Consider the following 26,273-nt stretch of genomic DNA (forward strand, 5'->3'; position numbering starts at 1 on the left):
TCTACATACAACATACCCTAAAACGTGACAGAAAGCTATTCACAATACCCAACGAATATGAGGCTCTCAAAAGCTCCCAAAGGATGCAGATCCAATAACATTCAATAGGCATCACCCCTTTCAAAAATCCGTGATTTATACTAATTTGACTGCTTGAAATTTGGCTATTTTATCACCAGGAAAGACTTGACTTTTTCAGAATGCATCCTCAAGCCCGGAGAGAAAATCCAGCATCTGGGACGGGATTTCTTCCTTTTTTGAAACACTCTCCCCGGAGCCAGAAATGGAAACACCTGCCAGTTCTTCCCGGATTGCCTGCCGGATGCTTTTCTCCAGCTGGTTGTTTTCCTGATCTTTTAAGATCACCTGAACCAGATAGCTGCTCTTCTGTCCATCTGGAACACTTTGCAGGATCTCCCATGCCTTTTTGTGATCTGGGTTATCAAGGTTCAGGCGGAACGAGAAAACGGGTCTCTTTACTTCGCGCACATCTGCCCCACAATCCGCTCATAGCCGGAAGCATTGGCGTGTACGTCTGTCAGGTAAATCTGCCGACACAGCCCGTCCTGCGGTGTCACGTGCCGTTTCAGAATGCTGGCTCCGCCGCCCATGATCACGGACGGAATTGCCTTCAGATCGAACCCGGCTTCCATAATTGCAGACAGTATTTTCTCCGTGTAGAGCCTTCCCTGCCGGACAATGATTTCTTTTGCGGCCGGGTCCATGCTGCAGCTCTGGCCGTTCAGAACACGTTCGATCTGAATATCCGTTACAGACAGTCCGGTATTTCTGCGTACCTGCTCGGTGATCTCATCCACACACCGGATCACACCAAGTTCCAGGCTGCGGCAGGTAGCGGCATTTGGAACACTGTTGTCCAGCCGCATCAGGTCTACGGTCCAGCCACCGATATCTGCGAGAAGAACAGAAGGCTCGTCCCGAACACATTCCGGGTGGAGAGCCAGGGCTGAGTATCCCTGTGGGAACAGTTTTACATCCTGAATCCGGATCTCATAGCTCTCATCCTCGTACCGGAAACGCAGAGGCTGCTCTTTCCGAAACAGATATTCCCGGAAGCCTTTTTTCTCCCTGCCAAAACTTGCCAGTGGAAGACCGGCTGCCAGAACTACATCTGTTTTCCGCTCTCCCCGGCGATAGCGGATTTCCTGGGCAATGGCTGCCATTGTCAAAAGATAATAATTGTCATTGGAAGTCTTACTTCTCACCAGCGTCTGCCGCCCGGTTCCACACACATAAAATTTCCCATTGTACTGCAGGACATTCTGCATGGTATACGGCTCGTAATCGTATCCGGTCAGTCCGGTCGGGAAACATACATGGGGAGTTTTTATGGCATAATATCCATGGTCAATTCCTATAATGATAAGTCACCACATCCTTTCTGGTTTTTCTTGTTCTTTTCCAGCAGGTGGTCTTTTGGTCTGGAAAAAGAGAAAAAGGGCAGAACCCCGAAGAGCCCTGCCCGTAATAAAAAATACCGCTATGTATATTTGCAAATAAACACACATAGCTGTATTCCATCATTTTTTATTTGTCAATCAGTGCTGTAAAATAATATAACTTTGCACTAATTCCATTGCTGTTTATTTTTATAATTTGTCCTTTTAATCCTTCCGTTCAAACTTAACTGTATACCTATTGACAATATCATCTTTTCTAAGTTTATATATACGCAGCAATTCATTAATTTTATTTACATCACTAAGATTTCCGTTCTGGCAAAGAGTACTATAGAAATCTCGAAGATTTTTTCTAAAACATGTTAGTTCTTTCTCGGTCATCACTCTCATATTTTCATCAGGAGATGCAACCTCATCAACAACTTTAGATGGATGAATCATTATTGGTACACATTCATTTGGGTATATATAATTCTCCTTAAACCAATTAACTGATCCCGATAATTGATTACAATAATCTTTCTTTATTGTTTGAGTAGTGGCCTCTGTTTTACATTCAATAACCAAATATTTGCCAGTGTCAATTGCCCACAAATTATCAGGTCCGTATCCTCCTGTTTCTTTATCAGGTCTTGAACATACAAAGCCAAGAATTGTTCCTATTTGACTTAATGCCTCCTCAAACTTTTCGTATTCGCTTCCCATACATAAATTTGCCAAAATTCCATCTACATATACTAACAGTTCATTTAACCCAAGTTTTTCAGCATCTAGATTTGTACTGATGGCTTGTGCCTGCGGAATTGTATTAATTGTTCTTTGATATTGTATTCCCGCAATAGGCGACAGAATAGCTGCATTTAATTTTTTGCCCGCTTTTAGCACTTCTTGAGAAAGTGCCGGATCTATTTTATTGGTATATTCAGCCTGAATCTGGTATAAATATCCCTTAGTTTTTTTGTCTTTCTCTTTATCTTTAACACTCTTAATAGTATTTGCAGCATCAGACCACTGCATATTTATAGCATTTTCAAAAGCTTTTCTCTGAGCAACTATTTTTTCATCTACCTTTGCCTCATTTGAGTATTTGACAGCAGCCAAATTTTCCTTACAGGTTGCAACCCATTCTGCATTTTTCTCTAATGAATAATTTGCAAGTTCAAATATTTGATCAATTGTTGGCTTTGAACCAGTTTCACTAACCAATAAATCCCATAATTGTTTTGAAAGATCATATTGGCATCTTGTCGCTACACTAAAATAATCTATTCCTCTATTTCGTGATAACACATCTGTAAGCTCATCACCCATAAGAACAATACAACACTCATCGTCATTAGAACGAATTCCACGCCCCATGCCTTGCTCAATTCTTTGGACTTGTTCCCTTAATAAAACAGTGCTCTGAGGAGCTACACTTTGAATATATCTATCCTTAATGCTATTTAAAGGAGGAAGCCCGTCAATAACCAACATTCTACAAGCATCACCCGGCAAATCAATTCCGTCATATCTATTAACAAAAATTATTTTTCCTACATGTTTACCGCTTTTTAATGCTGCAACTATTTTATCTATGTTATCTTTTGTCGCTGTTCGTATTCCACGTTCATCCCAAAATTTTGCTCTGGAAAAAGAAGGGACAAGTATTACAACATTATACTTTTCAGCTATTTTCTCAATTTTTTCCTTTATCTCAATTTCTGATATATCACTATTTACGTACTTTGGAAAAATAATGAGTCTATCGCCAATATCATTAGCATTCTCTGGCGTAATAATGTTCTTCATATCTTCTGTATTTAATCCTAACGCAGAAACAAACACACTGTCATCAGCTAATGTTGCACTCATATATATGCGTCTACTTGCTTCTTCAAGACTCGATATCTTATCTAAATCAATTCCCTTAGGTGATATTTCAATTGCAGAAGCAGTAATTATACAATCACTTGTTTCCAAGCTTCGCTCTATCAACGGCAACCCAAAATATATTGCAGAATTCTTACTATTATCATATTTCGTTAATATTCTATAAATGTTATCTTGCTGTCTCTGCCATTCCCAATAAGGCACAAGCATTTTTTTTCGACAATCTTTCATTTCAACAATGTCAATATAGTTTTTTGGATTGTAGTCTTTTAACGAAGAACTAAATATAGCAATTAATTCCTTATAGGCATCTGATTCAGCATCAATTTTTATCATAAACTGACTAATGATTTTATCCATACACGCATGTACATCATCAATAATAATACTTCCTATAGGGTAATTGCCACCTTCTCTCATCCCGAAATAACTATAACCATTTACAATAGTCTGAATAGAAGTAACAAGAATTGCTTTTGAATTTGAATAGCTATAATCATCTTTATCTTCCGTTGCAGAAATTCCCAATCTCTTAGCCTCATCAATAACCTGCTTAACCAAATAATTATCAGGCACAACATATATAGCTGGTCCTTTTTCTTCATTTAAGCAGCTCTGAAGCATAATCAACCCAACTACTGTTTTACCGCTACCAGTATTCATTTTTAAAATTACATTTTTCTCATTTCTTATATCAAACCACTTTTTCCATACTTCGCTTTGAACATCTCTAGGATATCCATAACCTGGTGCTTTTGAAGGTAATGTCATAAAAATTTCTCTAGGCTCTATTGTTTTGGCTTTTGCACTAGAACTAAGTTTCGATAAAAGATTCATTATTCCACTCCTGATTTTTTAAATACTGCGTCCTCTGAACTTATATATAAATTTTCTAAGGAACGCAGGCACAATATCTACTAGAACCGTTGCTAAATTAACTATTAAATCTACTGGGAGTAATCCTTTTCAATTTCACTTGTTAATCTACTTTACAAACTCATTTCTATTGACAATAATACCATAAAAATGCTCTACTGTATATTTTTTATTTATAATCTAGTATAGTATCCATCTAGTAATAATAGTTTACAGTTACTTGCTTTTTTGCTATACTCCATTCAAAAAACAGTTCTGGAGGATACGCAATGCCACGTTATCATGTTACACTTACTGATACAGAAATACAGGAACTCAAATCTCTCATCCAAAAGGGTGGAAAGGGCTATCGTATAAAGCATGCTCAAATCTTACTAAAGCTGGATCAAAAGCCTGAAAATAGTTCCTGGACATATGACCGTATCAAAGAAGCATATGGTGCTTCCCATAGTACAATAGCTGGAATTGCCCAGCGTTTTGTAACAGAAGGTATGGAATCTGCCCTTGGAAGAAAAGAGCAAAAAAACCGACACCGAAAAGTTACAGGTGATGTAGAAGCAAGGATTTGTGCAATTGCCTGTTCGACACCTCCGGAAGGGGCTTCCCGTTGGACCATGCAGGCTATCGCGGAGGAACTGATACGGCTGGAAGTTGTTGATTACATCACCGATAGTACGGTCTGTAACGTTATGAAAAAAACGAAATTAAACCGTGGCTTGTAAAAGAGTGGTGCATCCCCCAGGCTGATGCAGAATTCGTAGCAAAAATGGAGGATGTTCTGGATGTATATCAAAGATCATATGATCCGTCCAGACCGGTAGTTTGTATTGATGAAACGAATAAACAGCTAATCATAGAAAAACGGGTTCCCTGTAAGCCAGGGGAACCAGAAAAATTGGATTCTGTTTATGTCCGGAATGGAGTTGCAGATATCTTTATGATATCTGAGCCGTTGGCAGGAAAACGGGAAACTGTTGTAAAACAAACCCGGACAGCAATTGATTTTGCTGAAATTCTTCGCTATACGGCAGATGAATTATATCCAAAAGCGGAAAAAATCATATTGGTCACCGATAACTTAAATATCCATGCGCCATCTTCTTTGTACAAGGCATTTTCAGCACAAGAAGCCAACCGTTTAACCAAACGTTTTGAATGGCATTACACGCCAAAACATGGAAGCTGGTTGGATATGGCAGAAATAGAAATAGGGGTTATGAGCCGCCAGGCACTTGCAAAACCATTTCCAGATCTCGAAAGTTTTGAAAAACAGGTTCGTAGCTGGACAGTGAATCGAAATGCAAAATGCGTAAAAATAAACTGGCAGTTCACGACAGCTGATGCCAGAATTAAACTGGCAAAGCTATATCCAACAACACTTTAAAAACTAGATGGATGCAGTACTAGATCTTGAATCCATCTTCGGACTTCTGTTGACACATTTTTGCAAAAATCTTGAATCCATATTTCATGAAGTCTGATTTCTGATTTTGTACTGCCTATATTTCCAACACTCCCACCTGTTTCCCGGAGTGCATTCAAACATTCCCATTCTTTTTTGAAATCTCCTGTAAATTCCATCCAGACTTTTGTATGATATTCCTTAAAACCAAGATGATAAATCAGATAGGTCAGCCTGTCAAAATCAGCTAACTGCATTTTTTCTTTCTTGAGTAATAACCTTTTATCATGCTCGCTACATAAATATAAAAATGCAAGCTGCTCTATCTTTGCCTGCTCCATACATTTCTCCCTTCTCTTCTGTCTTTGTCTCATTTTTACAACCGATTCTACCTTGTCCAATCGTTAAAATCAATACAGATGGTGCAAAAAGTGAGACAAACCATCTTTTTACCAGAGAGGAAGAGATTTAAGATGCCAAAGCCAAGGACACAGTCTGGTGAGAAGAATCTGATTAGCCAGCGATTGATTGAACTTCGCAAGACCCACAATATGTCTCAGCGTGATCTTGCCTATAAACTCCAGTTAGCTGGTTACGATATGGATAAAAATGTAATCACCAGAATCGAAACAAACAAGCGTTATGTCACTGATCTTGAATTAAAAGCCATTGCTGAAATCTTTCAGGTTTCATACATATTTCTCATTGATGGCAAAGATGAATAGAAGTGACAAATGGGGAAGTTCCTTTCGTGCTTCCCCATTTTATCCGTCCCTTTTTTACAAATTTAATAGTTCCAGAATTTTATGCATGCCAGCCTGATATAAAGATTCCGCATATAATATCCATCTCTCACTAACTTCAGTAACGTATTTGTCTATTGTTTTTCGCTTTTCTTTTGATAATCCCATTGTCTGAACCTGTTCTTCATATTTCGATATTTTTTCAAGCATTCCCTGGTACACTGTATTTTCTTTCAGCTGATCTTCAACCTCATCAATCCAGGTATCCAGCAGCAACTCCAGCAGTTTCTTTGTGTCACCGTCATCATTTCCCAATATTGCTTTTTTAATTTTTCCAAGCATTGCTCCATAGGAGATCATTTGAGCCTGTCCCATATAAAAATGGTACTGTTCTTCTATCATTTCCTTTTCGCTTTCCAGTCGGAAATATTGATGCACTGCCTTATGCTCTTCTGTCGTTAGACTGATTGCCTGATTCGACTCCATAAATGTTTCTATTACTGGATACCTCTCTGTAAGTTCCAGTATTTTATTTTGCAGTCTCTGGTATTCCGCATCATGCTTTTTCAGATAGGTGCAAACCTGTTCTCCTATCCGTATCCCCAAGCATTGCTCATTCCAGATGATATCTGGCTGTGCTGTCATATCGGTGTCTCCCTTCTGTGTAGTTTTCCTGTTCCAAGCACAAGACTATACCACACTTCTGGGAGAAAGCTATTCACCAAACCTACTGAAATCTCCTGGCAGATTCTGTGCAACCTATCCCTTTTCCCACAAAAAAACTGGTATGAAAGACTCCTTGTTCTCTCATACCAGCTATCTATTTCTTATTTAACTGAATACACATTCTTTTCTATTCTCTGTGTATCCTGTACTTATTTATGGCAAAAATCAGACTACAGACACGCTATACACTCTTATGCTACATAATCCAGTTTACTGCAACCAGGTTCAAAAGTCACATTGAAAATTCCAACCTGTGACGTAGACACAGGAGCCAAAAAACTTTTCCCTGTAAAATATTGTGCAAATTTATCATTTGGCTCTCCAATCGGGAATATCATCTTTTTAGCATGAGCTCTCATTGCTTCATCTTCATATGAAAGATCACCTTCGTCTATACTCCAGACATCTTTTGCAAGATTGAATGCCACCCATCCTTTTGGCCACCCTGCATAAAATGCTATATGGGTAATCACGGCTGCAATTTCTTTCTGAGTCACTCCATGAGCTTTTGCATTTTCAAAATGATGTACTAAAGATGTATTAATCATTCCTGAAGCGATAAGTGCTGTGACTGTTATAATACATCTTGTCTTTACATCAATATCCTGATTATTCCAGTTTTCTCCAAACAAAACATCATCATTAAAATGTGCAAACTGTGGTGCAAATTCATTCAGTGCGTTTCTTCCTGCTGTCTGTACAATTTTTTTCACTTTAATCACCTGTCCTTATTTTAACTTTGCTCCATCCTTAAAAGCATTTCCCACACGTTCTCCAAGTCTGTAATATCCGTGATGTACCGGATCATATGTAATTGGTGTAAACTTACTAAGATCAATTTCTCCGTCATCACCGAGATATTTCTCATCTGCACTTACATTTTTAATTTCCGCAAGATACTTGCTGCCATCAATGACTTTTACAAGTTCACACTCAAGAGTCAATGGAAGTTCATTGATGATTGGTGCATTTACAAATTCACCTTTCGTTGTAGTAAAGCCTGCTTTTTTCATCTTATCTGCTTCTTTATTTGCAGAAACAATTCCCACATAATCGCAGGCAACCAGATGTTCAAGATCTGCCACCCCTACTGTAAAAGCCTTATTTTTTATAATATTGTCTGTTGTCTTATGGGCAGACAAATCTACAATAATCTCATTTGCACCTACAATTCCGCCCCATGCAGCGTTCATTGCATTTGCCTTTCCATTTTCATCATAGGTTCCCAGAATCATAACCGGCTGTGGATATAAAAATGGCTTTGCTCCAAAATTTTTTCTCATTGTTTTATCTCTCCTTATGGTTATTTGTTTATATCAGTATTTATCTGCCCAATCCATTCTGTAATCACCTCTTCTGAAGTTTCCAGATGATCTTTTCCTTTGGAATCAAACTGAATCTGCATTTCATGTGCAAAGGCAGCTCCTTTGCAATTTTCCTCCATATCTTTTATAACATGCCCCGGCCATCCACCATTTGTCATAAATGGAATCACTGTCTTTCCTGTAAAATCATTTGTTGTCAAAAATGTAAGCACTGCAGGTGCCATCGTATACCACCACGTTGGAGTTCCGATAGCAATCACATCATAATCAGCAAGATTTACAGATATCGGATTGATCTGAGGCATAAAGCCTGCCTCTACCTCTCTTTTTCCCTGTTCAACCACATCTTCATGACTGCCGCTGTATGGCTCTGTTGTTTCGATTCTCGCAATATCTGCACCTGTCCCATTAGTCAGCTGCTCTGCAATTCTTTTCGTGTTTCCATTTGACCAGGAATAATATACAACTAACATTTTCTTCATTATCTCTATTCTCCTTTACTTATTTTAGCCCCTGTAAACAGATAGATATAACCCACCATGACTACCGCTAAGAAAGCCACTATTACCCCGATGGTTATCTTTTTCCTTGTTTTCATTGCTCACCTCTTTTATTTCTTCTGTATTTTTGAACCTCCAAACACCTGCGACATCGGCATATGGGCAAGCATCTCATCAATAGATTTTACTTCATCCTGAGTCAGCTTTATATCTGCTGATTCCATATTTTCTTCCAGTCTATTTACTTTTCTTGTTCCCGGAATTGGTACGATATATGGTTTCTTTGCAAGCATCCATGCAAGAGAAATCTGTGCAGGCGTGGCATTTTTTTCTTCTGCAATCACTTTCATCCAGGACATAAATTCATTATTTTCCTTTAATCCTTCTTCTGTAAACTGTGGCATTGCGCTTCGATAATCTCCCGGCTTTTCAAATTCCCCATGGGAATGATATGCTGCTGTCAGTAATCCATTTGCAAGCGGCGAAAATGCAACAAATCCTATTTTCAATTCTTCAAGCACCGGGAATAATTTCTCATAATCCCTGTACATCATGGAATATCTGTTCTGAATCGCTGTAACCGGGCATACTTTATGTGCACGTCGAATAATCTCTTCACTAGCTTCTGATAACCCCCAGTGTGTGATTTTTCCCTGCTCCATTAACTCCTTCATAGCTCCTGCCGTCTCTTCAATCGGTACAGTCATGTCAATACGATGAATATAATATAAATCAAGATGGTCTGTGTTAAGTCTCATTAAAGATCCCTCAATCGATGCTTTAATCGTCTCCGGTCGTCCATCAGGAATCAAAGGTTTATTTACAGTTGTTGCAGTTTCATCAAAACGTATCCCACACTTTGATGCAAGGACAATTTTGTTTCTATATGGCCTTAACACTTTCCCAAGCAGTTTTTCATTGTGATGAGGGTCTTCTGTTGTTCCGTATATCTCTGCCGTATCAAAAAATGTGCAGCCTTCATCGATCGCTTTTTCAATCAATTCTTCTGCTTCTTTCTGTGTTGAAACAGTTCCATATGCATGACTCATTCCCATACATCCAAATCCGATTTCTGATACTTCTAAGTCTCTTCCTAAAATTCTTATCTCCATCTTTATCTTCCTTTTCTATATTTCAAACTTTACTGTAAGTATAAGAAAAAGAGACTCCGGACAGAAGTCTCTCTTTGTTAGGCAGTTTAAACCTAAAGGTTATGTCTTACTTATTACGATTCCTCCAAATATTTTTATATTCTTTTATAATCCAAGACTGTCTATCCATGAACTGATATCTGATTCAGACGCTCCACCATGGAATCGTTCCCCTTCTTTCCAGTCACCTGTTCCTGTCATCTCTTCCAGAAGATTACCGCTGTCACCGATTCCCGAGGTCGCTGCTGTACAGAATGGGATGACTGTTTTTCCTGTAAAGTCATTCTCTTTTACAAAGTTATCTACTGGCCATGCTGCAATTCCCCACCAGATAGGATAGCCAATGTATACCGTATCATATGAATCCCAGTTATCAACTGTTGTAGACACCAGTTCCACATCTCTTAAGCTCTCATCATCATGTTCTCTTGACACCCGGCTGTCATCATCTGTCCAGTCAAGGTCATCATCTGTATATGGCTCCACAGGCTCTATTTCAAACAGATCTGCCTCTGTAATTTTTGCTATCTTTTCAGCAACATCTTTTGTATTTCCTGAAGCTGAATAATATACAACCAATGTTTTTCCATTTCCTGTTGATGTATTTTCTGTTGTATCTGTAGTGTTTTCGGAATTTGTATCCGCTTCTTCATTTCCAGACTGGTTTGTACTTGTAGAATGGCTGTCATTATTAGAAGCAGACTGGTTTGTATTGCTTGCTCCACATCCTGCCATCAAACCGATTGCCACGATGCATGTTAAGAGTACTGCTGCTATTTTCTTTGTTTTCATTCTAAGGTCACCTCCTGTCGTATAAAATGTTTGTCACGCTAATTTCTATCGGATGAAATTGGTAAATACAAAATCCGGTGCCTTTGGCATTTCAATTCCCATTTTTGTCGCAACATTTTTACAGTTAATGAAATATGCCATATTGTTTCCAAGGATCTGCATAACCTGCATTCCTTCGAGATCCTGTTTTACTTCATCCGGATTCGTCCCATGTACCATATTCCAATATCTCGATGTGATAATCGGCATCTGCATCAGACCAAAATATTTATTTACCTGATCCCATGTGGCCGTTGTTCCGGCCCTTCTTGCTGAAATTACCACAGCGGCAGGTTTCAGGCGGAATCTGTCGCCGCCACCGTTTAAATCGGCATAAAAGACTCTGTCCATAAAGGATGTGATTGCACCGCCTGCACCACCCCAGTGTACCGGAGTTCCAAATACGAATCCGTCATAATCCCCTGCTATTTCCAGAAATTCATTCACGATATCATCCAGGATGCATTTATTTTTTTCCTGACATTTTCTGCAGGCAATACATCCTGAAATCGGCTTGTTTCCAATCCAAAAAATATCTGTACTTATGCCATTTTCATTTAATGCACTGGATACTTCACAAAGAGCTGTATAAGTACAGCCATTTTTGTGTGGACTTCCATTGACAAGTAATACTTTCATTGATTTTTCCTCTTATGCTTACCAGTTCTTTTTTTCTTTTGAACTGTCATTATTCTTTTTTCTTTCCTCAACCATCTTCACGAACCATTCCACCATATTCGGATCCTGATGCGAGAAGAAGGAGCTTGTCTTCTTGTCCAGTTCTGCAATAGTCTTCATATCTTCATCAGAAAGTGTGAAATCAAAAACATTAAAGTTTTCTTCCATTCTCTCAATGTGTGTTGATTTCGGAATAACCACTACCCCTCTCTGAATATGCCAGCGAAGCATAACCTGTGCCGGAGTCTTCTGATATTTTTCTGCAATCTCTGCGATGACAGGATTCTCAAAGGTGCCTCCTCTGCCCTCACCGAATGGTGCCCATGCTTCTAACCGGATATCATATTTGTCTGCCCATTCCTTCATCTCTTTCTGCTGATTGAAGATGTGGGTTTCCACCTGATTTACCATAGGTTTAATGCGGTTGAAGGATGCAAAATCAACCATTCTGTCTACATAAAAGTTGGAAATCCGATTGCTCTGATTTTTCCCTCATCGTACAGATCTTCCAATGCATGGTAAGCACCGTGAGCATCTGAAAATGGCTGGTGAAGCAATACCAGATCCAGATAATCTGTCTTTAACTTTTTCATGGATTCAAGAACTGATTTCTTTGCTTCTTCATATCCATAATGTTCGACCCACACCTTTGTTGTAAGGAAGATTTCTTCTCTTGGAATGCCTGACTTTTGGATTGCATTCCCAACCTCTTCCTCATTAAAATAACTCTGTGCTGTATCAATCGCCCGGTATCCAACTTTTAAAGCATCAAGCACACATCTTTCACATTCCTCTTTTGTTACCTGATATACGCCATATCCCAGTATTGGCATTTTTACACCATTATTTAATGAAATATATTCCATTGTCGTATCCTCCTTGTTTTCTTTCATTTATCTTACATTCATACTATAATACTGATAGATTCCTTTGAGAAGTTTCGATAAGTTTTTCAGTCTTAACCTTTCGGTTTATTCTGGTTCTTACTGATTGAACAGCCATCCCATAATTTCTTTGTCACGACAAAACAGATAGCCACCGCCATGCTGATAAGTGACCGGTGTTCCTTCAAAGTAATCTTTATCTTTTACATCCAGTACCACCAGTTTATCAATCTCTGATTCCGGTAATCCCTGTTCTTTGTAAAGCTCATGTATCTGCTGGTATGCCTCTTTAAAAGGTTCTGATCCATAGTATTCGTCGCTTTCGCCAATCACAAAATATACCGGCGTTTTCATCTCCACAACCGGCTCATATGCACCATCCCACTGAGAGCTGCACATAAGTGCCGCTGTATATAATTCCGGCTGCTTTGCCAATACCAGTGACAGGGTTTCTCCTCCTCCGGAATAACCATTAATATATACTTTCGATGGATTAATAATATAATGCGTCAGAAAATACTGTGTCAGTTCAATTGTCTGATCTGCTGATGTCTGTCCCCAGTCATTTAACTGTGGAGCTACAATAATCATATCGGTAATATACTTCTGTGCTTCAAATCCAAAATCTTCTGTCCGGATATTTTCTCCCACGCCCTGAAAATATAATCCCTGATATCCGGGTAATGTTACATATAGTGCATATTCCTTTGTCCCGTCATATGCATCCGGAATATATACATTGTAATGAATGTCCCCTTCATTTGGAGAATGAAGAACATTATCCAGGAGGAAGCCCCGGTATTCTTCGCTTCCCGGCGTAACATTTTCCAATTCATCTCCGGATGTATTTTTTTCTGTATTTTCTTTTTTCTCATCTGTCTTCTGCTGTACGGTCTGTACCTGGTTTATTGTTTGTTGATTCTTCTTTTCATCCCTGCCGGGTTTTGAAAAGTAGATATATACCATGATTACCATTGCTAAAATAACAACTCCAATAATTGTAAGTACTAATTTCCGCTTTTCCATAAATACACCACCTTCTTTCAGTATGAACCTTTTCGTTTTCTCTTACCTGTTTTCTTTAGAAACACTCCACTATAATATCCAATAAATGCAATCAATATCATTACTGCCAGATAATCCAGCAGAAAAGGAAAGATCCCCTTTTCATAATCATAAAATACAAAATGCATCCTCATAATCAGATAATCTCCTATCTGTCTCCTGTAAAATGCATATAAACCATAACCTGCAATTGTGGTTGCGACAGATCTTGCTGCCCATGTTCTGATGACGGATGGATGTTCCCATAATCGTCCTGCCATTGCTACCGCTATATTCCAATGAAATCCGAGATGTAATGACATCACCACCAGTCCCCAGTATGCGCAAAACATATGTATCTGTCTGGCTGTCATATATGTTCCGGAAATCTTTATCCATTTAAATATGTGATTTGACAATAATATTCCACTTATCATGGAACCCATTATAAGAATAAGCATGATGATAACCAATACTGTCTGTATCACTCTGAACGCATTATATTTTCCTTTCCTTACAGAGGTCACCCATTTATGATTCAGTATGTAATGTGAAATAAAAAGCACAAGCATCGCCATACCAATCCACTCATGTGCAGTCTCGCTGAGCAGACTATATGGCATAAGAAGAAGCAAACATATCGTCATTCCTATATCTATCAATATTTTTGCTGTAAATCGTTTATTTTTCATATCCTACCTCTTATCTAAAGCATTCTTATTGTCTTTATTTGCATATAGTATCCTCCATTTTCACTTCAGCTAAAGTATAACAAAACGAGACTCCATTAGAAGTCTCGTTTTGTTATTCAGTATTAACCTTTAGGTTTCTACTCGCATGTATTCAATTTTTATTTTACCTTGTTAATAGCATTTATCAGCCGCTTAACCTTAATGGACGGTTTTTTCGAATGAAGAATTCCAAACGGCATAGTATAATCCCACTCTACTGGAATGATTCTGATCAGTGGATGAACACTTTCCCAGCTCTTGAATGCCAGTAATACCTCATTATTGTTTTCGCATCGGTTAAATGCTTCTACATTGTACAGATTAAAGTCTACAATATTGATTTCAGGATGATTTTTCATCATATCATCCCTTAGCATATCGCCATAATAACTCCATCCTCTTCGCATGAGCATAAGATTTTCTCCAGCCAGATCATCAAGTGTAATTTTTTCTTTTTTTGCCAGCCTGTGATGAATTGATACCGCCACACAAAATGGTTCTCTTGAAATCTCAGTGCCATCACAGCCTCTGAGTTCAAGCATTTTTTCATCAAAGATTCCAGCTATCACATCAATATTCTTTCCCATATTAGCCAGTATCTCTCTTGCATTCTCTGGTGTATTTTCAAATGTAATCAATTTAAACTTCATCTCCGGATATATTTTCTGTATCTTAGGCCAAAGTTCCACAAAAACTTCCGGTGGCGTCATCGGAGATATTCCAACACGAATGATTTCTTCATTATGATTCATTGCTTCCTGCGCCCGTATCAACGATTCTTTTGAATATTGAATCAGATATTTTGCATCCTGATAGAGCGATTTACCAGCTTCCGTAATAATAAGACCTCTGTGTGTTCTTTCAAATAATTGCAAATTTAAGCTGTTTTCCAAAGAATTTATCTGTTTAATAACCGCAGGTGCACTTATATATAATTCTTCTGCCGCTTTACTAAAACTTCCAGCTTCTACAACGCAGATAAATGTATCAAGTTGTGGATTATACATCATGTAATTCACTCCTCTTTGTGATTTTAAATCATCTGAAATGCTTTCAGTGCCCCAATAATTGCCTCTTCTTTCTCCTTCGGACATTGTGGTTGCTTTGCTCCCTCTGACCTAGGAATATTAAAATTCTCCGCTAATTCAATTCCACACTTTCTCTTCACCTGTGCAATATACAGATTAGATACCTTCATCCCATCATTATACTCTGCAACATACTTCTTTATCTCCTCATAAGTAGCCTTGCTCTCAGCCGCCGTTAAATCCATCTCGTCCATGTCAAGTCTCACATTCACATGATGCTTCGCTTCGTGGAGTTTGGACAATAAACATACCATCTCGACTGTGTTTTCGTTGAGCAACCGAATTGCTTCGCCTTCAAAACCTTCATAATACACCGGAAATGCCAGATCAATCTGCCTGATGATGCGCCCATCATCCATCTTTTCCGGGTATAACTCAATTGCATCAATAAACAACTGCATAAACTCCTTTTTTTCAATATCTGACATTTCTGCATACAGTATATCAAACTTTTGCAGGATTTGGTACAGTTGTTTTTCACTAATTTGTCTTCCATACGCTGCCTTAATCTTTTCCTCCACATCGGCAATCTCATTCTCAAAACCAGAAATCCTGTCGTAAAGATTATCCAGACGGTCCTGCATGCCCTGGAACTTCCTTGCATAATGCTTATCGCCAGCATCCAAAGTATCCATCATCACAAGCAGTTTATTCTTCGCCCCGACAACCTGCTGTAACTGCCCCTTCAGCTGATCCCGTTCCTCTTCTCTTCCAGCTTCGAGACATCCACCTTTTCCTGCAATCTTTCTCCAATATACTCATGAAACCTTTCATCAGCAATCATCCCTCTGATGAACCACTCCACCTCTGCATTGATCTCATTCTGATTCAGTGATGGCTTAAAATCACAGAAATGTTCCTCATCAATCTTTCTCCTGTGCTGACATCTATAATAGAAGTCATCCTTATATTCACCAGATTTCTTATTCTTCCTTCTCCTCACAGTTCCTGCCATTCCAGCACCACACACCGGACATTTCAAAAGTCCCGACAAAATATGCTCATGTTCAAGACTACGTGTCTTATTCCACTTAACCCCCGTCCTCTTCCTTTTCTCTCTCGCCGCCTCCCACATCTCTTCATCCACAATCGCCTCATGCAGTCCATCTGCCAGCAGGTAATCATCAGTCTTCACACGCCGGTATTCATCCCTCGTTCCCTTCACCTTCTCCGTAACATTCTTCCCGTAAGCAATCTTACCAGTATAAACCGGATTATCCAAAATCTTCATGATCAGTCCTCTGGCAAAATAGTTCAGCTCATGCCCCCTGACCTTTTTCTTCGTATAACCTCTCTGGTTCAGATAATTACAGATAGCATCTGCCCCCATATCCGTATGCCCAAACTTGTCATAAATAATCCGCACAATCTCCGCTTCTTCCTCATTCACCACCAGAGTGCTATTCTTGGAATCCAGATCATATCCGAAAGGAGCCTGTCCGCCATTCCATTTTCCCTCTCTGGCCTTCTGCTTTCTTCCTTCCATTGTCTGGACCAGAATATTCTCCCTTTCAATCTCAGCCACTGCCGACAGCACCGTGATGGTCAGCTTGCCGGAATCCTTAGAAGAATCAATCCCGTCTTCCACACAGATCAGATTCACTCCATAATCCTGGATAAACTGCAGGGAGTTTAAAACATCTGCTGCATTCCTTCCAAAACGTGACAGCTTAAACACCAGAATAAATGCCACTCCGTCACGTTCCTCGGACACATCCTGCAGCATCCTCTGAAACTCCGGTCTGCCCGTAATACTCTTTCCGGATTTACCAGCATCACAGTATTCCCTGACCACTTCCATTTCCTGGAACTCCGCAAACTTCATCAGCCTTTCTTTCTGTGCCTCCAGACTGTAGCCGTCCACCTGCATTGCCGTAAAAACACGGATATAAATATAACATTTTTTCTTCACTCTGCACTCTCCTTCCTGTACTCCACATCCTCATCCAGCATCCGAAAATGCTTCAAAGCATCCAGAATTGCCTTTTCCTTTTCCACCGGACAGACTGGCACATGATTCTTATTTTTCGCTGGTTTGTTATACGCTTTCCCCATATCCAGACCATACTTCCGTTTCACCTGCGCTATATATATAATGTAGGAATATTCATCCCATACTTCTCTTTCACATATGCACGGATCTCTACGTAAGTCGCTTTCGCCTCAGAAGCCGTCACCTGATGCTCCGTACAGTCCACTGCAAAAGTCACCATTTCATCCGGCTCATCATTCACTTTTCTTTTTCCATCGCTCTCATAATAAACAGGAAAACGGAAAACAATCTTTTTCAGGATCCTGCCATCTTCCCTTTCCTCAGAAAAAACATCAATCCGCTCAATAAACTGCCTGCACAGTTCCCTGCGTTCCTCACAGCTCATTCTCTCAAACAGCAGATCAAAGTTATCAAGAATCTTTCGTATATTATCAGAAGAACGAACCCCTTTCTTCAAAGCCTCCATCTTCTTTTTCAGCTTCCGGATCTTCTCCTCCAGACATTCGATCTGGTCATAAGCCCCGTCAATCTTTGCCTGAACAGCCTCATATTCTCCGTCATAGTCCTCTGCAAAAATATCCAGATTGTCCAGTTCCATCCCCAGCTTATATTTCAGATGCTCCTGACTGTGCAGTTCCTTTCTGGTCCTTTTCAGATCCGCTTCACAGGCATCCAGCGAACTCCTGTCCCCAACCACATCCATAACTGCCTGACGGAACTCCCTTGTTTCTGTCACCTTTCCCACAATCTCCATCACAGCCTTATCCAGTTTCTCCTGATTGTATGTCCGCCAGCAGTCACAGACACGCCCTGCACTCTTACGATAATTCCGGCACCCATAAGAATAAACAATCTTATAATAGCCGCCACGATTGCTGTTCTTCCGTTTATTCTTTTTTGTAACCAGCCCTGTTCCGCACACCGGACACTTCACCAATCCGGACAGAAGACTGATCCGCTCCGGATCATCCACCTTCTTCTGCGGTCTTCTCAAGCTCTTCCGCTTTTCCTGTACCCGCATCCAGACATCTTCCGGAATAATCGCCTCATGTCTGCCCCTGATGGAAATAACCTCTTTCGGATTCTTTTTAATCTCCTCAGAATTTATCCGCCTATTATATACGATCATCCCATAATAAATAGGATTTCCCAGCACCGAAGAAACAAAATCCGAAGTGATAACCTTATCCTCTCCCTTCACCACACGCTTATAACCATTCTCATTCATCCAGCCCACAACCGTATTCAGCATCATATCCGGTTCCAGATACTTCTGATAAATCATCCTCACCAGATCCGCCGCCTCAGGAACCACCACCAGTTCCTTATTCACACTCACATATCCATACGGCACGCCGCCGCCCGGCCATCCCCCATTCATCAGCTTCTGCATCCTCGCCGTCGTGAACTGGACTGTAATATTCTCATGCTCCATTTCTGCCACAGCCGACAGGATAGCAAGTGTCAGACGTCCGCCCTGCGTGGAACTGTCAATGGCATCCTCAACACAGACCAGATCCACATCAAAATCCATCAACAGCTGCACAGACTTCAAAATATCTGCCGCATTTCTTCCAAAGCGGGATAACTTAAACACCAGCACACAGGAGATCTCATCTTTCTCACAGGAAATGTCATCCATCATTTCCATAAAAGCCGGTCTGCCCTTGATGCTCATTCCAGATCTGCCTACATCACAGTATTCCCTGACCACTTCCATTTCTTTATAGTCCGCATACTTCCGAAGCCGCTCTGTCTGTGCTTCCAGACTGTATCCCTCTGTCTGAGCCGCTGTAGAAACACGGGTATATATGTAACATTTCTTTCTCAAATCTTCACCTCATTTCGGTTGCCCATCGTCATACGGTTGCCGTACATAAAATATATCGGAATCACCAGTCTGTGCCAACTCGCAGAACGACCAAAAAAACTGCCCCAAAATCCACCTTCTCCTATGCGGTTTCCATAGCGCAAAAAGACCGGCAGCCCCAAAAGACCACCGGCACACTCGATCACTTCCCCTGCAGCTGTGAATTTCTCTCCTCAATCTCCCCCAGAACCACATCCCCGTACTTCTGGATCATTCTTGCCAGAAACTCTGCACACTTTTCCATGTTTAGCCTGGCCTGTTTCTCCGTCAGTCTGCCGGTATCGATCAGTTCAATTTTTCCCATAGCCAAAAACCACCTCCTACTGTTCCAAGGAGTCCTGGTCCCTGATTTTTTGACTTTCCGGACAAAAAAATAAACCCGCTGCCATCCACAGATTTCTCCGCAAACAGCAACAGGTTTCCCCTGATCATTTATTTACTTTATCATCCGTTCAATACCATCGGTCATACGGATTCCCACGCACCCTCTTTGTCTCTGGTGCCTTCTCAATACTCTTTTCAGCTTCTTCCCTCGTTGCAAACAGCCTGTGAGCCTTCACCTGTATTCCGCCGCCCGTATCTGTAAAACGTACCAGGAACATCCCGCCGGAACACCTGCGGATCTCCACTTCTCTCACATACCTGTTTGATTCCACAATATATGCAGTATCCCCGACTTTCATAAAATCACACTCCTGCACTCAAAACATCCTTCATCCTCACCAGAACAGGAAGCACCTGCCCGTCAGCAAATCTCCGTTCAAAAGAACCATTGGAAAAATAATCTTCTCTCAGCAGCATTGTCAGCAACGCCGTACAAAGTTCATAATCCGCTCCCGGAACACGTTTCAGTTCCTCATTACAGTCAATCGGCTCCGTAATCATGTAATCCCCATAATTTGTTTTCAAATCTCCTATTGTCTTTAACAGATCTGCATACAGATTCTCTTGTGGATTCTTTAATTCCAATATTTCCTGAATTTTTCGTAGTTTCTCTGACTTTGTCAATGCTATACACCACCTTGATAAACGTTCGAATATATGTTCTTTATATTTTAACATATACCCAATAATTATTCTAGCGCAAAATATATTCATGTAATATCCACAACAGCAAGGTTTCGTTGCGACTACGAAATTGATACAATTTAACGGTGCACACCCTTGTGAACACCCCTGTTCGCCTTTCGTTAAATAATTAAAATAGGCTACTCTTTTGCATATTTCTGATCAGCCTGTTTCTTCCATAAAAAAAGAGACATTGACATAATTTGATCAATATCTCTTCTGCTGCTTTGCTGAGACATATTCTTCCGACTGGATATACTTCTCAGGGAAGCATCAAATTCATCCTTGACGGAATCCAGTCCATAATAAAACCGCTACCACACCGAAACAAAGGATATGTCTCTATTTTTGGTAAAACCATAGATGTAGGTTAATCATGTTTTTTTAATCAGCGTTTTGATACTCACTGTCTTCCCCAAATAGCTACCGAATTTGACCTCACGATCAATTCTTCGACAGGCAGACCAATCGGGCAAATGTTATGGCAAGCTAATGATTTCCCGCATCCCTCAAAATAATTTTCCTTATATTGAGTTGAAACCTCATTCCGATGGCTTATTTCCTGTTCTTCATTCAGAATCCGAAATGCGTTGACTGCAGCAACAGCGCCTGCGAAAGTCCCATTTGCAGAGAAGTTAGGACACACTTCAAGGCAGCAGCCACACATCAGACAGCGTGCCGACTGGTATCTCGGTTCATGTGTCCACGGATTCATATAAGCTTCACTTTCAAGCCAAAGGTTCAGTTTTTTCAAATTTTCAAACAGAATTGACCGGTCAACGATCAAATCTCTTACAAGCGGAAATTTGCTTAAAGGTTCCAAGGTGATTGTAGAACCTTTTAACGTATGTAGAAATGTAGAGCATGCCAGCCTCGGACGTTCGTTAATCAGCATGGCGCAAGCCCCACATTTTCGCACCATACAGCTACATTCCCAGCTGATGGGAGTAACTATATTCCCTGAATTATCTTTCAAAGGTGTTCTACTGTTCAATTCCTTTAGAACATTGGCAACAGAGCTGTTTTTGCTTCCGTCAAACTCAAATTCCTGCCAATAACTGTCTGATTTCTGACTCTCCTGCCGCCTGATTCTTATTTTATATACCAAGTGAATCACCGCCTTTCTGGAACAGGTACAAAGGAAATCTGTATCTGCTTTCCATCAAATCTGGCTACCGTTGTTTTAAGGTAATCATCGTCATTGCTCTTCGGATAATCCTCCCGCCAGTGTGCACCACGGCTTTCTTTTCTTGCAAGAGCACTCTTTAGAACTGCCATGCCAATCAATGGAAGATTTCCTGTCAGCGCTTGTACCGTTTGGATCCCATTTAACAACGTATTCTCATTTCTGACAACGCCCATAGTATCCTGCATCACTTTGTTTAATTGCTTTATTTCTAAAATTTGAGACGTTGGTGGAAAATCTATCTGTGTCGCACAAGATAGATCTACTACATCTGCCTGTTCACATGCTGATTTTGCCGCAACACGTCCTCCGTACAATGCGCCCAACAGGGAATTACCACCCAGACGGTTTGCACCATGATATTGGGCACAGCATTCCCCGGCAGCATAAAGATTCTGAATCGACGTTCTGTGCTGTTCATCCACAAGAATACCACCCATGAAGTAGTGGATTCCTGGCAAAACAGGCACCGGTTCCTTCCGGATATCCTTATGCAGATATGTCATGCAGTCATCTGCTAAGCCAGACAGCTTATTTGAAATGACCTCCTTCGATATTTCCGTCATATCAAGAAATACCTCGGATTCATGGCTGACCTTCCATATTTCTCTGGCGGTAATATCACGGGGCATCAGATTTCCAAGCTCCGGGTATTTTTCCTCCATGAAATACCACGGCTGATTGTTTCTGAGAGCAAACAGCCTACCGCCTTCCCCTCTAGCTGCCTCGCTGATAAGCATACGTTTCCCGCCGCATTCCACAGTAGTCGGATGGTACTGGATCATCTCGCCATTTGCCAGAGGAACACCAAGCCGGAACAATTCTGCGGTGACTTCTCCTGTATTGCTCAGCGAACCCGTTGTATTTCCAAACAATCCGTGCATACCACCGGTGGCAACAATAACCGCATCCCCCGGTAATTCCACAGTCTCCTGACTGTATTCATCCCTGATTACGCAGCCACAACAAATATTGCCACACAGACGAAGTGTTAGGAAAGAATGATGGCTGAACCGTTCTACCATACCAGATGCTTCTTTCCTGCGAACAGCGTCTATCATAGCTGTCATGATCTGCTTCCCGGTATCGCTCTGTGCAAAAGCAGTCCGTTTCTTTTTCTGCCCGCCAAAATTCCGCAGATCCACATCATCATAGCCACTCATGTTAAATTTAACTCCAAGTTTTAGCAACCAGTGCACCAGCTCCGGTGCTGCCTGTGTCATTCCCCAAACTGCATTTGGATCTGCCAGACCACATGCTGCCTTTATTGTATCTGTAAAATGTTCTTCGGGACTGTCGTTTTCATCTTTTGTATTCAAAGCTGCGTTGATACCGCCCTCCGCCATAACAGACTGTGCCCGCTCTGACGGAAGGGAGGAAACCAGTTTTACATTGCATCCATTTTCCGCTGCCTGCAAAGCCGCTGAAAGTCCTGCCAATCCAGCACCTATAATAATAATTGTCTTACTCATAGATATTGCCACCCAATATAATATAAAATAACCGCTCCCGCTATAAAAAGAAGAAGCACCGAAAGGATCAAATAAATATCGCTCCTTCGTTCTTTATAACTAATGATTCCCAGTGATACGAGCAATGGGCGTATATTGATAAAAATATGAACAAAGATTGCCGCTACGAACAAAAGCTGAGTTACCATCTTTACCGTTGTAAAAGGGAACAAAATATATGTCCCATTCTGCACCTTTCCAAACAAGCCAATATGGAATAACAGCAGAATCAGTATTGCCATCCCACTGGCTCGTCTCGCCCAAAATATGGCGTTCTGTCTCAGATACATTTTTCCTGATTGCTTCGCTGTCTGTAAACTCTGAACTGTCAGGATGACACCAATCACCGTATGCACAACAAGAATACCAACACCAATCCATGCAAGAAGTTTCCCTGCACTACTTCCAACTCCGTTCAGCATAAAGCTGCCCATGATTCCATGAATCATAAAAATGAGAAGCATTAAAACAGACAAAATCGTATTCCATTTTCTCATAAATTCCCGCTCACCTCATTTCTTCGCTGTCCATGATCATATAGTCCATCTGTGTTAGCGTTGTAACGTCAATAAAATCATCCGATGCCAGGAATACATCATACTTTCCACTTACCACTCTTGATAGCATCATTGTGTTACTGTACTCTTTCAGATCTACGAAAAAGCCGGCCTGTTTCAACCTGTCACAGAGTTTCTTAGCATAACTGACAAGCGGATAATCCGTCTCAGATACATATAACCGAAAACTAATGTCCGTTTTCATGAGATCTGTTTCATTTGTTTCCGAATCGTCCAGTGCCAATTCTTTTAATTTATTCCGGGTGTTCTCGTTGTCGAGACCATCTGACATCATATTAATACCGAGAACATAAGAGCCTTCCAACTGTGCGGAGGCTTGAGCCGCCTTTTTTGACTTCGGTGTTGCTCCTGTGACTGCATCAATCATAGAAGGCGGTGAATGCAAAAGTGCACCGAAACCTGCAAGAAAAACAATTGTAACTGCTAACAGAATCAATTTCCGTTTCACATTGCCACCTCGTTTCTTATTTTTTCAAAATCCTCATTGCGTTCAAGACGGCAATTATGGTAACGCCTACATCACCAAATACAGCTTCCCACATTCCAGCTATACCCAGAGCACCAAGGATCAGGAACACACTCTTAATTCCAAGGGCAATCACTATATTCTGCATGACAATTTGCTTTGTCGCTTTTGCCACATCAATCGCATCCACCAGCTTAGATGGTTCATCTGTCATCAGAACCACATCTGCTGCTTCAATGGCCGCATCTGAACCAAGACCACCCATTGCGATACCAACATCCGCACGAGCAAGGACAGGAGCGTCATTGATACCATCACCAACAAAAGCTAATTTGCTTCCCTGTCTCTTTTTACTGTCTAAAAGCTCAACCTTTTCCACTTTTTGATCAGGAAACAGTTGTGCATAATATTCATCCAACTGCAATTCTTCCGCAACAGCCTTTCCGATTTTTTCATCATCACCAGTAAGCATGACTGTTTTTTCCACACCGATATGTTTCAAATCAGAAATTGCTTTTTTGCTGTCCGGCTTTACTTCATCTGTTATCAAAATGCATCCGGCATATTGACCATCTACTGCTACATAAACCTTTGTACCAACTTTTTCACAGGCTGTGTACTCCACATGCTCTGAATCCATAAGTTTCGTATTGCCAGCATAAACTTTCTTCTTTCCTGCCATGGCACTGATTCCATATCCGGAAATTTCCTTGTAATCAGAGATAACTGATTGGTCAATTTCTTTTCCATAAGCAGAGAGAATGGATTTTGCAATAGGATGGTTAGAAAAGCTCTCTGCCTGGACCGCATACTCCAGAACCTGTTCTTTTGAAAATCCATTTGCAGGCAGAATATCAGTCACATTGAAAACACCCTTTGTAAGTGTTCCAGTTTTATCGAACACAATAATGCTGACATTATTAAGCGCCTCTAAATAATTACTTCCTTTTACAAGAACACCTCGTTTAGATGCCGCACCAATACCTCCGAAGAAAGTCAGCGGGATTGAAATGACCAATGCACATGGGCAAGATACCACAAGGAAAACAAATCCTCTGCGAATCCACTCTGTCCAACCTCCACCAAGAAGGATCGGTGGCAGAATTGCCAGAATAGCTGCTAAGATTACAACAACAGGAGTGTAATAACGTGCAAATGTAGTAATGAAATTTTCTGTTGGTGCTTTTCTACTGGACGCATTCTCCACAAGATCAATAATCTTTGAAGCAGTAGATTCACCAAATGCTTTCGTTGTCTTAATCGTTAAAACACCCGTCTGATTCATACAACCGGAAAGTGCTTCGTCTCCTTTATGAACGCTTCTCGGAACCGATTCTCCAGTTAAAGCCCTCGTATCCAGCATAGAATCTCCATCCAATACCACACCGTCTAATGGGATTTTTTCACCAGGCTTTACAATAATAATCTCGCCAATGGCAACACTTTCAGGAGATATGGTAATCAATTCTCCGTTCCTTCTGACTGTAGCACAATCCGGACGTATATCCATTAAATCTGATATAGATTTTCTGGAACGCTCAACAGCCAATGACTGGAAAAATTCACCAACTTGATAGAACAGCATAACAGCAACTGCTTCCGGATATTCACCAATGACAAAAGCACCAATCGTAGAAACGCTCATCAGGAAATGTTCATCAAACACACGTCCCTTTGAAATATTCCTCACAGCTTGCCATACAACATCCCCGCCAAGAATAATATAGGAGACAATGAGAAAAACTAACTCGACAGGCAGTGGCACTTTCGCAAAAACTGTCAATGCCATACCAATACCATAGATTGCTGCGCCAATCGCTAAACGAATCGTCAACTTCTTGTCCTCATTGTTATAGGATGTATTGGTATCCTGTTTTTTTGCAGGTATATAGTATTCCTGTGCAATTTCGGAAACTTCTACATCTGGCTCATGGCTGTGGACAATCGTTTCAATCTGACTGGCTATTGTATTTGCGGCAACTGGAGCAACATTGATTGTCAGCGTCTGCTTCATCAAATTTACAACTGAGGATTGTACTCCATCCAATTCTCCGACTTCTTTTTCAATTTTTGCGGAGCAGTTCGGACAGTCCAAGCCCTTTAACAAATAACTCTTTGTAACGGGGATAATTGTTTCTTCCTGAACCTCCACACCCGGCTCATGGCTGTGGACAATCGTTTCAATCTGACTGGCTATTGTATTTGCGGCAGCTGGAGCAACATTGATTGTCAGCGTCTGCTTCATCAAATTTACAACTGAGGATTGTACTCCATCCAATTCTCCGACTTCTTTTTCAATTTTTGCGGAGCAGTTCGGACAGTCCAAGCC

The 26,273-nt window shown here is 40.7% G+C and carries 26 protein-coding genes and 3 pseudogenes; 3 read left to right on the top strand and 26 right to left on the bottom strand.

Annotated elements, in window-relative coordinates; all coding sequences use genetic code 11:
• Positions 1–195 precede the first annotated feature (195 nt).
• From LI091_RS09245 to LI091_RS09255, 3 genes are all read right to left on the bottom strand, one after another.
• Positions 196–489 (bottom strand): hypothetical protein, encoded by a 294-nt coding sequence (locus LI091_RS09245; RefSeq protein WP_006428275.1) that lies wholly within the window; start codon positions 487–489, stop codon positions 196–198.
• Positions 477–1,385 (bottom strand): ParM/StbA family protein, encoded by a 909-nt coding sequence (locus tag LI091_RS09250; RefSeq protein ID WP_161208660.1) that lies wholly within the window; start codon positions 1,383–1,385, stop codon positions 477–479. Before LI091_RS09250 ends, LI091_RS09245 begins: the two co-directional genes overlap by 13 nt.
• 240 nt (positions 1,386–1,625) lie before the next feature.
• Positions 1,626–4,130: a DEAD/DEAH box helicase family protein gene (locus LI091_RS09255; protein ID WP_173897468.1), complete on the bottom strand. Its 2,505-nt coding sequence runs from the start codon at positions 4,128–4,130 to the stop codon at positions 1,626–1,628.
• 308 nt (positions 4,131–4,438) lie between these two features.
• Here LI091_RS09255 and LI091_RS09260 point away from each other — a divergent pair, with 308 nt between their 5' ends.
• The gene (locus LI091_RS09260; RefSeq protein WP_173716271.1) at positions 4,439–4,891 is read left to right on the top strand and encodes a helix-turn-helix domain-containing protein; all 453 of its coding nucleotides are present in this window, start codon (positions 4,439–4,441) and stop codon (positions 4,889–4,891) included.
• An 11-nt stretch (positions 4,892–4,902) separates the two neighbouring features.
• Positions 4,903–5,553 (top strand): IS630 family transposase, encoded by a 651-nt coding sequence (locus LI091_RS09265; RefSeq protein WP_237963851.1) that lies wholly within the window; start codon positions 4,903–4,905, stop codon positions 5,551–5,553.
• Here the strand turns inward: LI091_RS09265 and LI091_RS09270 are convergent.
• Positions 5,550–5,912 (bottom strand): hypothetical protein, encoded by a 363-nt coding sequence (locus tag LI091_RS09270; protein WP_173897469.1) that lies wholly within the window; start codon positions 5,910–5,912, stop codon positions 5,550–5,552. The genes LI091_RS09265 and LI091_RS09270 overlap by 4 nt on opposite strands.
• 132 nt (positions 5,913–6,044) lie before the next feature.
• Between LI091_RS09270 and LI091_RS09275 the strand changes: the two genes are divergently transcribed.
• Positions 6,045–6,296, top strand: a complete 252-nt coding sequence (locus LI091_RS09275; RefSeq protein WP_015513363.1) for a helix-turn-helix domain-containing protein — start codon at positions 6,045–6,047, stop codon at positions 6,294–6,296.
• Between the two features lie 54 nt (positions 6,297–6,350).
• On the opposite strand, the gene LI091_RS09280 is transcribed toward LI091_RS09275, so the two are convergent.
• The 22 genes and pseudogenes from LI091_RS09280 to LI091_RS09385 all read right to left on the bottom strand — a co-directional run.
• Positions 6,351–6,959: a DUF6664 family protein gene (locus LI091_RS09280; protein ID WP_173897470.1), complete on the bottom strand. Its 609-nt coding sequence runs from the start codon at positions 6,957–6,959 to the stop codon at positions 6,351–6,353.
• 296 nt (positions 6,960–7,255) lie between these two features.
• Positions 7,256–7,753 (bottom strand): annotated as a pseudogene (locus LI091_RS09285) (carboxymuconolactone decarboxylase family protein); the annotation flags it as partial.
• Between the two features lie 15 nt (positions 7,754–7,768).
• Complete coding sequence (locus LI091_RS09290; protein ID WP_006426948.1) at positions 7,769–8,323, bottom strand: flavin reductase family protein; 555 nt, start codon at positions 8,321–8,323, stop codon at positions 7,769–7,771.
• A gap of 20 nt (positions 8,324–8,343) precedes the next feature.
• Complete coding sequence (locus LI091_RS09295) at positions 8,344–8,847, bottom strand: flavodoxin (RefSeq protein ID WP_021650495.1); 504 nt, start codon at positions 8,845–8,847, stop codon at positions 8,344–8,346.
• A gap of 128 nt (positions 8,848–8,975) precedes the next feature.
• Positions 8,976–9,977 (bottom strand): aldo/keto reductase, encoded by a 1,002-nt coding sequence (locus tag LI091_RS09300; protein WP_015528537.1) that lies wholly within the window; start codon positions 9,975–9,977, stop codon positions 8,976–8,978.
• A gap of 144 nt (positions 9,978–10,121) precedes the next feature.
• Positions 10,122–10,808 carry a flavodoxin gene (locus LI091_RS09305; protein ID WP_118753209.1) on the bottom strand — a complete coding sequence of 229 codons (687 nt, stop codon included), beginning with the start codon at positions 10,806–10,808 and terminating at the stop codon, positions 10,122–10,124.
• A 45-nt stretch (positions 10,809–10,853) separates the two neighbouring features.
• Positions 10,854–11,486, bottom strand: a complete 633-nt coding sequence (locus LI091_RS09310; RefSeq protein ID WP_006427000.1) for a flavodoxin family protein — start codon at positions 11,484–11,486, stop codon at positions 10,854–10,856.
• Between the two features lie 18 nt (positions 11,487–11,504).
• A pseudogene (locus LI091_RS18755) lies at positions 11,505–12,418 on the bottom strand (aldo/keto reductase).
• A 90-nt stretch (positions 12,419–12,508) separates the two neighbouring features.
• Positions 12,509–13,435, bottom strand: a complete 927-nt coding sequence (locus tag LI091_RS09320; RefSeq protein WP_110102365.1) for a prolyl oligopeptidase family serine peptidase — start codon at positions 13,433–13,435, stop codon at positions 12,509–12,511.
• 17 nt (positions 13,436–13,452) lie between these two features.
• A complete protein-coding gene (locus tag LI091_RS09325) occupies positions 13,453–14,145 on the bottom strand; it encodes a DUF4405 domain-containing protein (RefSeq protein ID WP_110102363.1) in 693 nt (230 codons plus the stop codon).
• Between the two features lie 158 nt (positions 14,146–14,303).
• On the bottom strand, positions 14,304–15,278 hold the full coding sequence (locus LI091_RS09330; RefSeq protein WP_330409186.1) for a LysR family transcriptional regulator: 975 nt from the start codon (positions 15,276–15,278) through the stop codon (positions 14,304–14,306).
• Positions 15,218–17,142 (bottom strand): annotated as a pseudogene (locus LI091_RS18760) (recombinase family protein). The gene LI091_RS09330 and the pseudogene LI091_RS18760 overlap by 61 nt, the downstream one beginning before the upstream one ends.
• Positions 17,143–17,180: 38 nt before the next feature.
• Positions 17,181–17,327 carry a hypothetical protein gene (locus tag LI091_RS09340; protein ID WP_199579958.1) on the bottom strand — a complete coding sequence of 49 codons (147 nt, stop codon included), beginning with the start codon at positions 17,325–17,327 and terminating at the stop codon, positions 17,181–17,183.
• 29 nt (positions 17,328–17,356) lie between these two features.
• Positions 17,357–19,096 (bottom strand): recombinase family protein, encoded by a 1,740-nt coding sequence (locus tag LI091_RS09345; protein ID WP_199579957.1) that lies wholly within the window; start codon positions 19,094–19,096, stop codon positions 17,357–17,359.
• A gap of 181 nt (positions 19,097–19,277) precedes the next feature.
• Entirely contained in the window at positions 19,278–19,439 is a 162-nt protein-coding gene (locus LI091_RS09350; RefSeq protein ID WP_158526416.1) for a hypothetical protein, read from the bottom strand.
• A gap of 148 nt (positions 19,440–19,587) precedes the next feature.
• Entirely contained in the window at positions 19,588–19,818 is a 231-nt protein-coding gene (locus tag LI091_RS09355) for a hypothetical protein (protein WP_021650484.1), read from the bottom strand.
• A gap of 4 nt (positions 19,819–19,822) precedes the next feature.
• On the bottom strand, positions 19,823–20,143 hold the full coding sequence (locus tag LI091_RS09360) for a DUF6508 domain-containing protein (RefSeq protein WP_173746331.1): 321 nt from the start codon (positions 20,141–20,143) through the stop codon (positions 19,823–19,825).
• Between the two features lie 463 nt (positions 20,144–20,606).
• Positions 20,607–21,320: a succinate dehydrogenase/fumarate reductase iron-sulfur subunit gene (locus LI091_RS09365; protein WP_330384935.1), complete on the bottom strand. Its 714-nt coding sequence runs from the start codon at positions 21,318–21,320 to the stop codon at positions 20,607–20,609.
• Complete coding sequence (locus tag LI091_RS09370; protein WP_173746329.1) at positions 21,317–22,861, bottom strand: FAD-binding protein; 1,545 nt, start codon at positions 22,859–22,861, stop codon at positions 21,317–21,319. The genes LI091_RS09365 and LI091_RS09370 overlap by 4 nt, the downstream gene beginning before the upstream one ends.
• Positions 22,858–23,397, bottom strand: coding sequence for a pilus assembly protein PilX (locus LI091_RS09375; protein ID WP_173746327.1), 540 nt, complete (start codon positions 23,395–23,397; stop codon positions 22,858–22,860). Before LI091_RS09375 ends, LI091_RS09370 begins: the two co-directional genes overlap by 4 nt.
• A 10-nt stretch (positions 23,398–23,407) precedes the next feature.
• Positions 23,408–23,926: a DUF6921 family protein gene (locus tag LI091_RS09380; RefSeq protein ID WP_021650478.1), complete on the bottom strand. Its 519-nt coding sequence runs from the start codon at positions 23,924–23,926 to the stop codon at positions 23,408–23,410.
• Positions 23,927–23,942: 16 nt separating this feature from the next.
• Positions 23,943–26,273: heavy metal translocating P-type ATPase (locus LI091_RS09385; protein ID WP_265191094.1), on the bottom strand; the 2,331-nt coding region annotated here is incomplete at its 5' end.

The organism is Blautia sp. MSK20_18 (genome assembly GCF_020553125.1).
Taxonomy (GTDB): Bacteria; Bacillota; Clostridia; order Lachnospirales; family Lachnospiraceae; genus Blautia_A; species Blautia_A fusiformis.

Bases quoted from the DNA above. Each gene is read 5' to 3' on its own strand.
- LI091_RS09350 (WP_158526416.1), bottom strand. From the start codon at position 19,439: ATGGGAAAAATTGAACTGATCGATACCGGCAGACTGACGGAGAAACAG.
- LI091_RS09300 (WP_015528537.1), bottom strand. From the start codon at position 9,977: ATGGAGATAAGAATTTTAGGAAGAGACTTAGAAGTATCAGAAATCGGA.
- LI091_RS09290 (WP_006426948.1), bottom strand. From the start codon at position 8,323: ATGAGAAAAAATTTTGGAGCAAAGCCATTTTTATATCCACAGCCGGTT.
- LI091_RS09310 (WP_006427000.1), bottom strand. From the start codon at position 11,486: ATGAAAGTATTACTTGTCAATGGAAGTCCACACAAAAATGGCTGTACT.
- LI091_RS09340 (WP_199579958.1), bottom strand. From the start codon at position 17,327: ATGGGGAAAGCGTATAACAAACCAGCGAAAAATAAGAATCATGTGCCA.
- LI091_RS09375 (WP_173746327.1), bottom strand. From the start codon at position 23,397: ATGAGAAAATGGAATACGATTTTGTCTGTTTTAATGCTTCTCATTTTT.
- LI091_RS09275 (WP_015513363.1), top strand. From the start codon at position 6,045: ATGCCAAAGCCAAGGACACAGTCTGGTGAGAAGAATCTGATTAGCCAG.
- LI091_RS09330 (WP_330409186.1), bottom strand. From the start codon at position 15,278: ATGTCCGAAGGAGAAAGAAGAGGCAATTATTGGGGCACTGAAAGCATT.
- LI091_RS09280 (WP_173897470.1), bottom strand. From the start codon at position 6,959: ATGACAGCACAGCCAGATATCATCTGGAATGAGCAATGCTTGGGGATA.
- LI091_RS09295 (WP_021650495.1), bottom strand. From the start codon at position 8,847: ATGAAGAAAATGTTAGTTGTATATTATTCCTGGTCAAATGGAAACACG.
- LI091_RS09255 (WP_173897468.1), bottom strand. From the start codon at position 4,130: ATGAATCTTTTATCGAAACTTAGTTCTAGTGCAAAAGCCAAAACAATA.
- LI091_RS09370 (WP_173746329.1), bottom strand. From the start codon at position 22,861: ATGAGTAAGACAATTATTATTATAGGTGCTGGATTGGCAGGACTTTCA.
- LI091_RS09325 (WP_110102363.1), bottom strand. From the start codon at position 14,145: ATGAAAAATAAACGATTTACAGCAAAAATATTGATAGATATAGGAATG.
- LI091_RS09305 (WP_118753209.1), bottom strand. From the start codon at position 10,808: ATGAAAACAAAGAAAATAGCAGCAGTACTCTTAACATGCATCGTGGCA.
- LI091_RS09260 (WP_173716271.1), top strand. From the start codon at position 4,439: ATGCCACGTTATCATGTTACACTTACTGATACAGAAATACAGGAACTC.
- LI091_RS09320 (WP_110102365.1), bottom strand. From the start codon at position 13,435: ATGGAAAAGCGGAAATTAGTACTTACAATTATTGGAGTTGTTATTTTA.
- LI091_RS09355 (WP_021650484.1), bottom strand. From the start codon at position 19,818: ATGAAAGTCGGGGATACTGCATATATTGTGGAATCAAACAGGTATGTG.
- LI091_RS09270 (WP_173897469.1), bottom strand. From the start codon at position 5,912: ATGGAGCAGGCAAAGATAGAGCAGCTTGCATTTTTATATTTATGTAGC.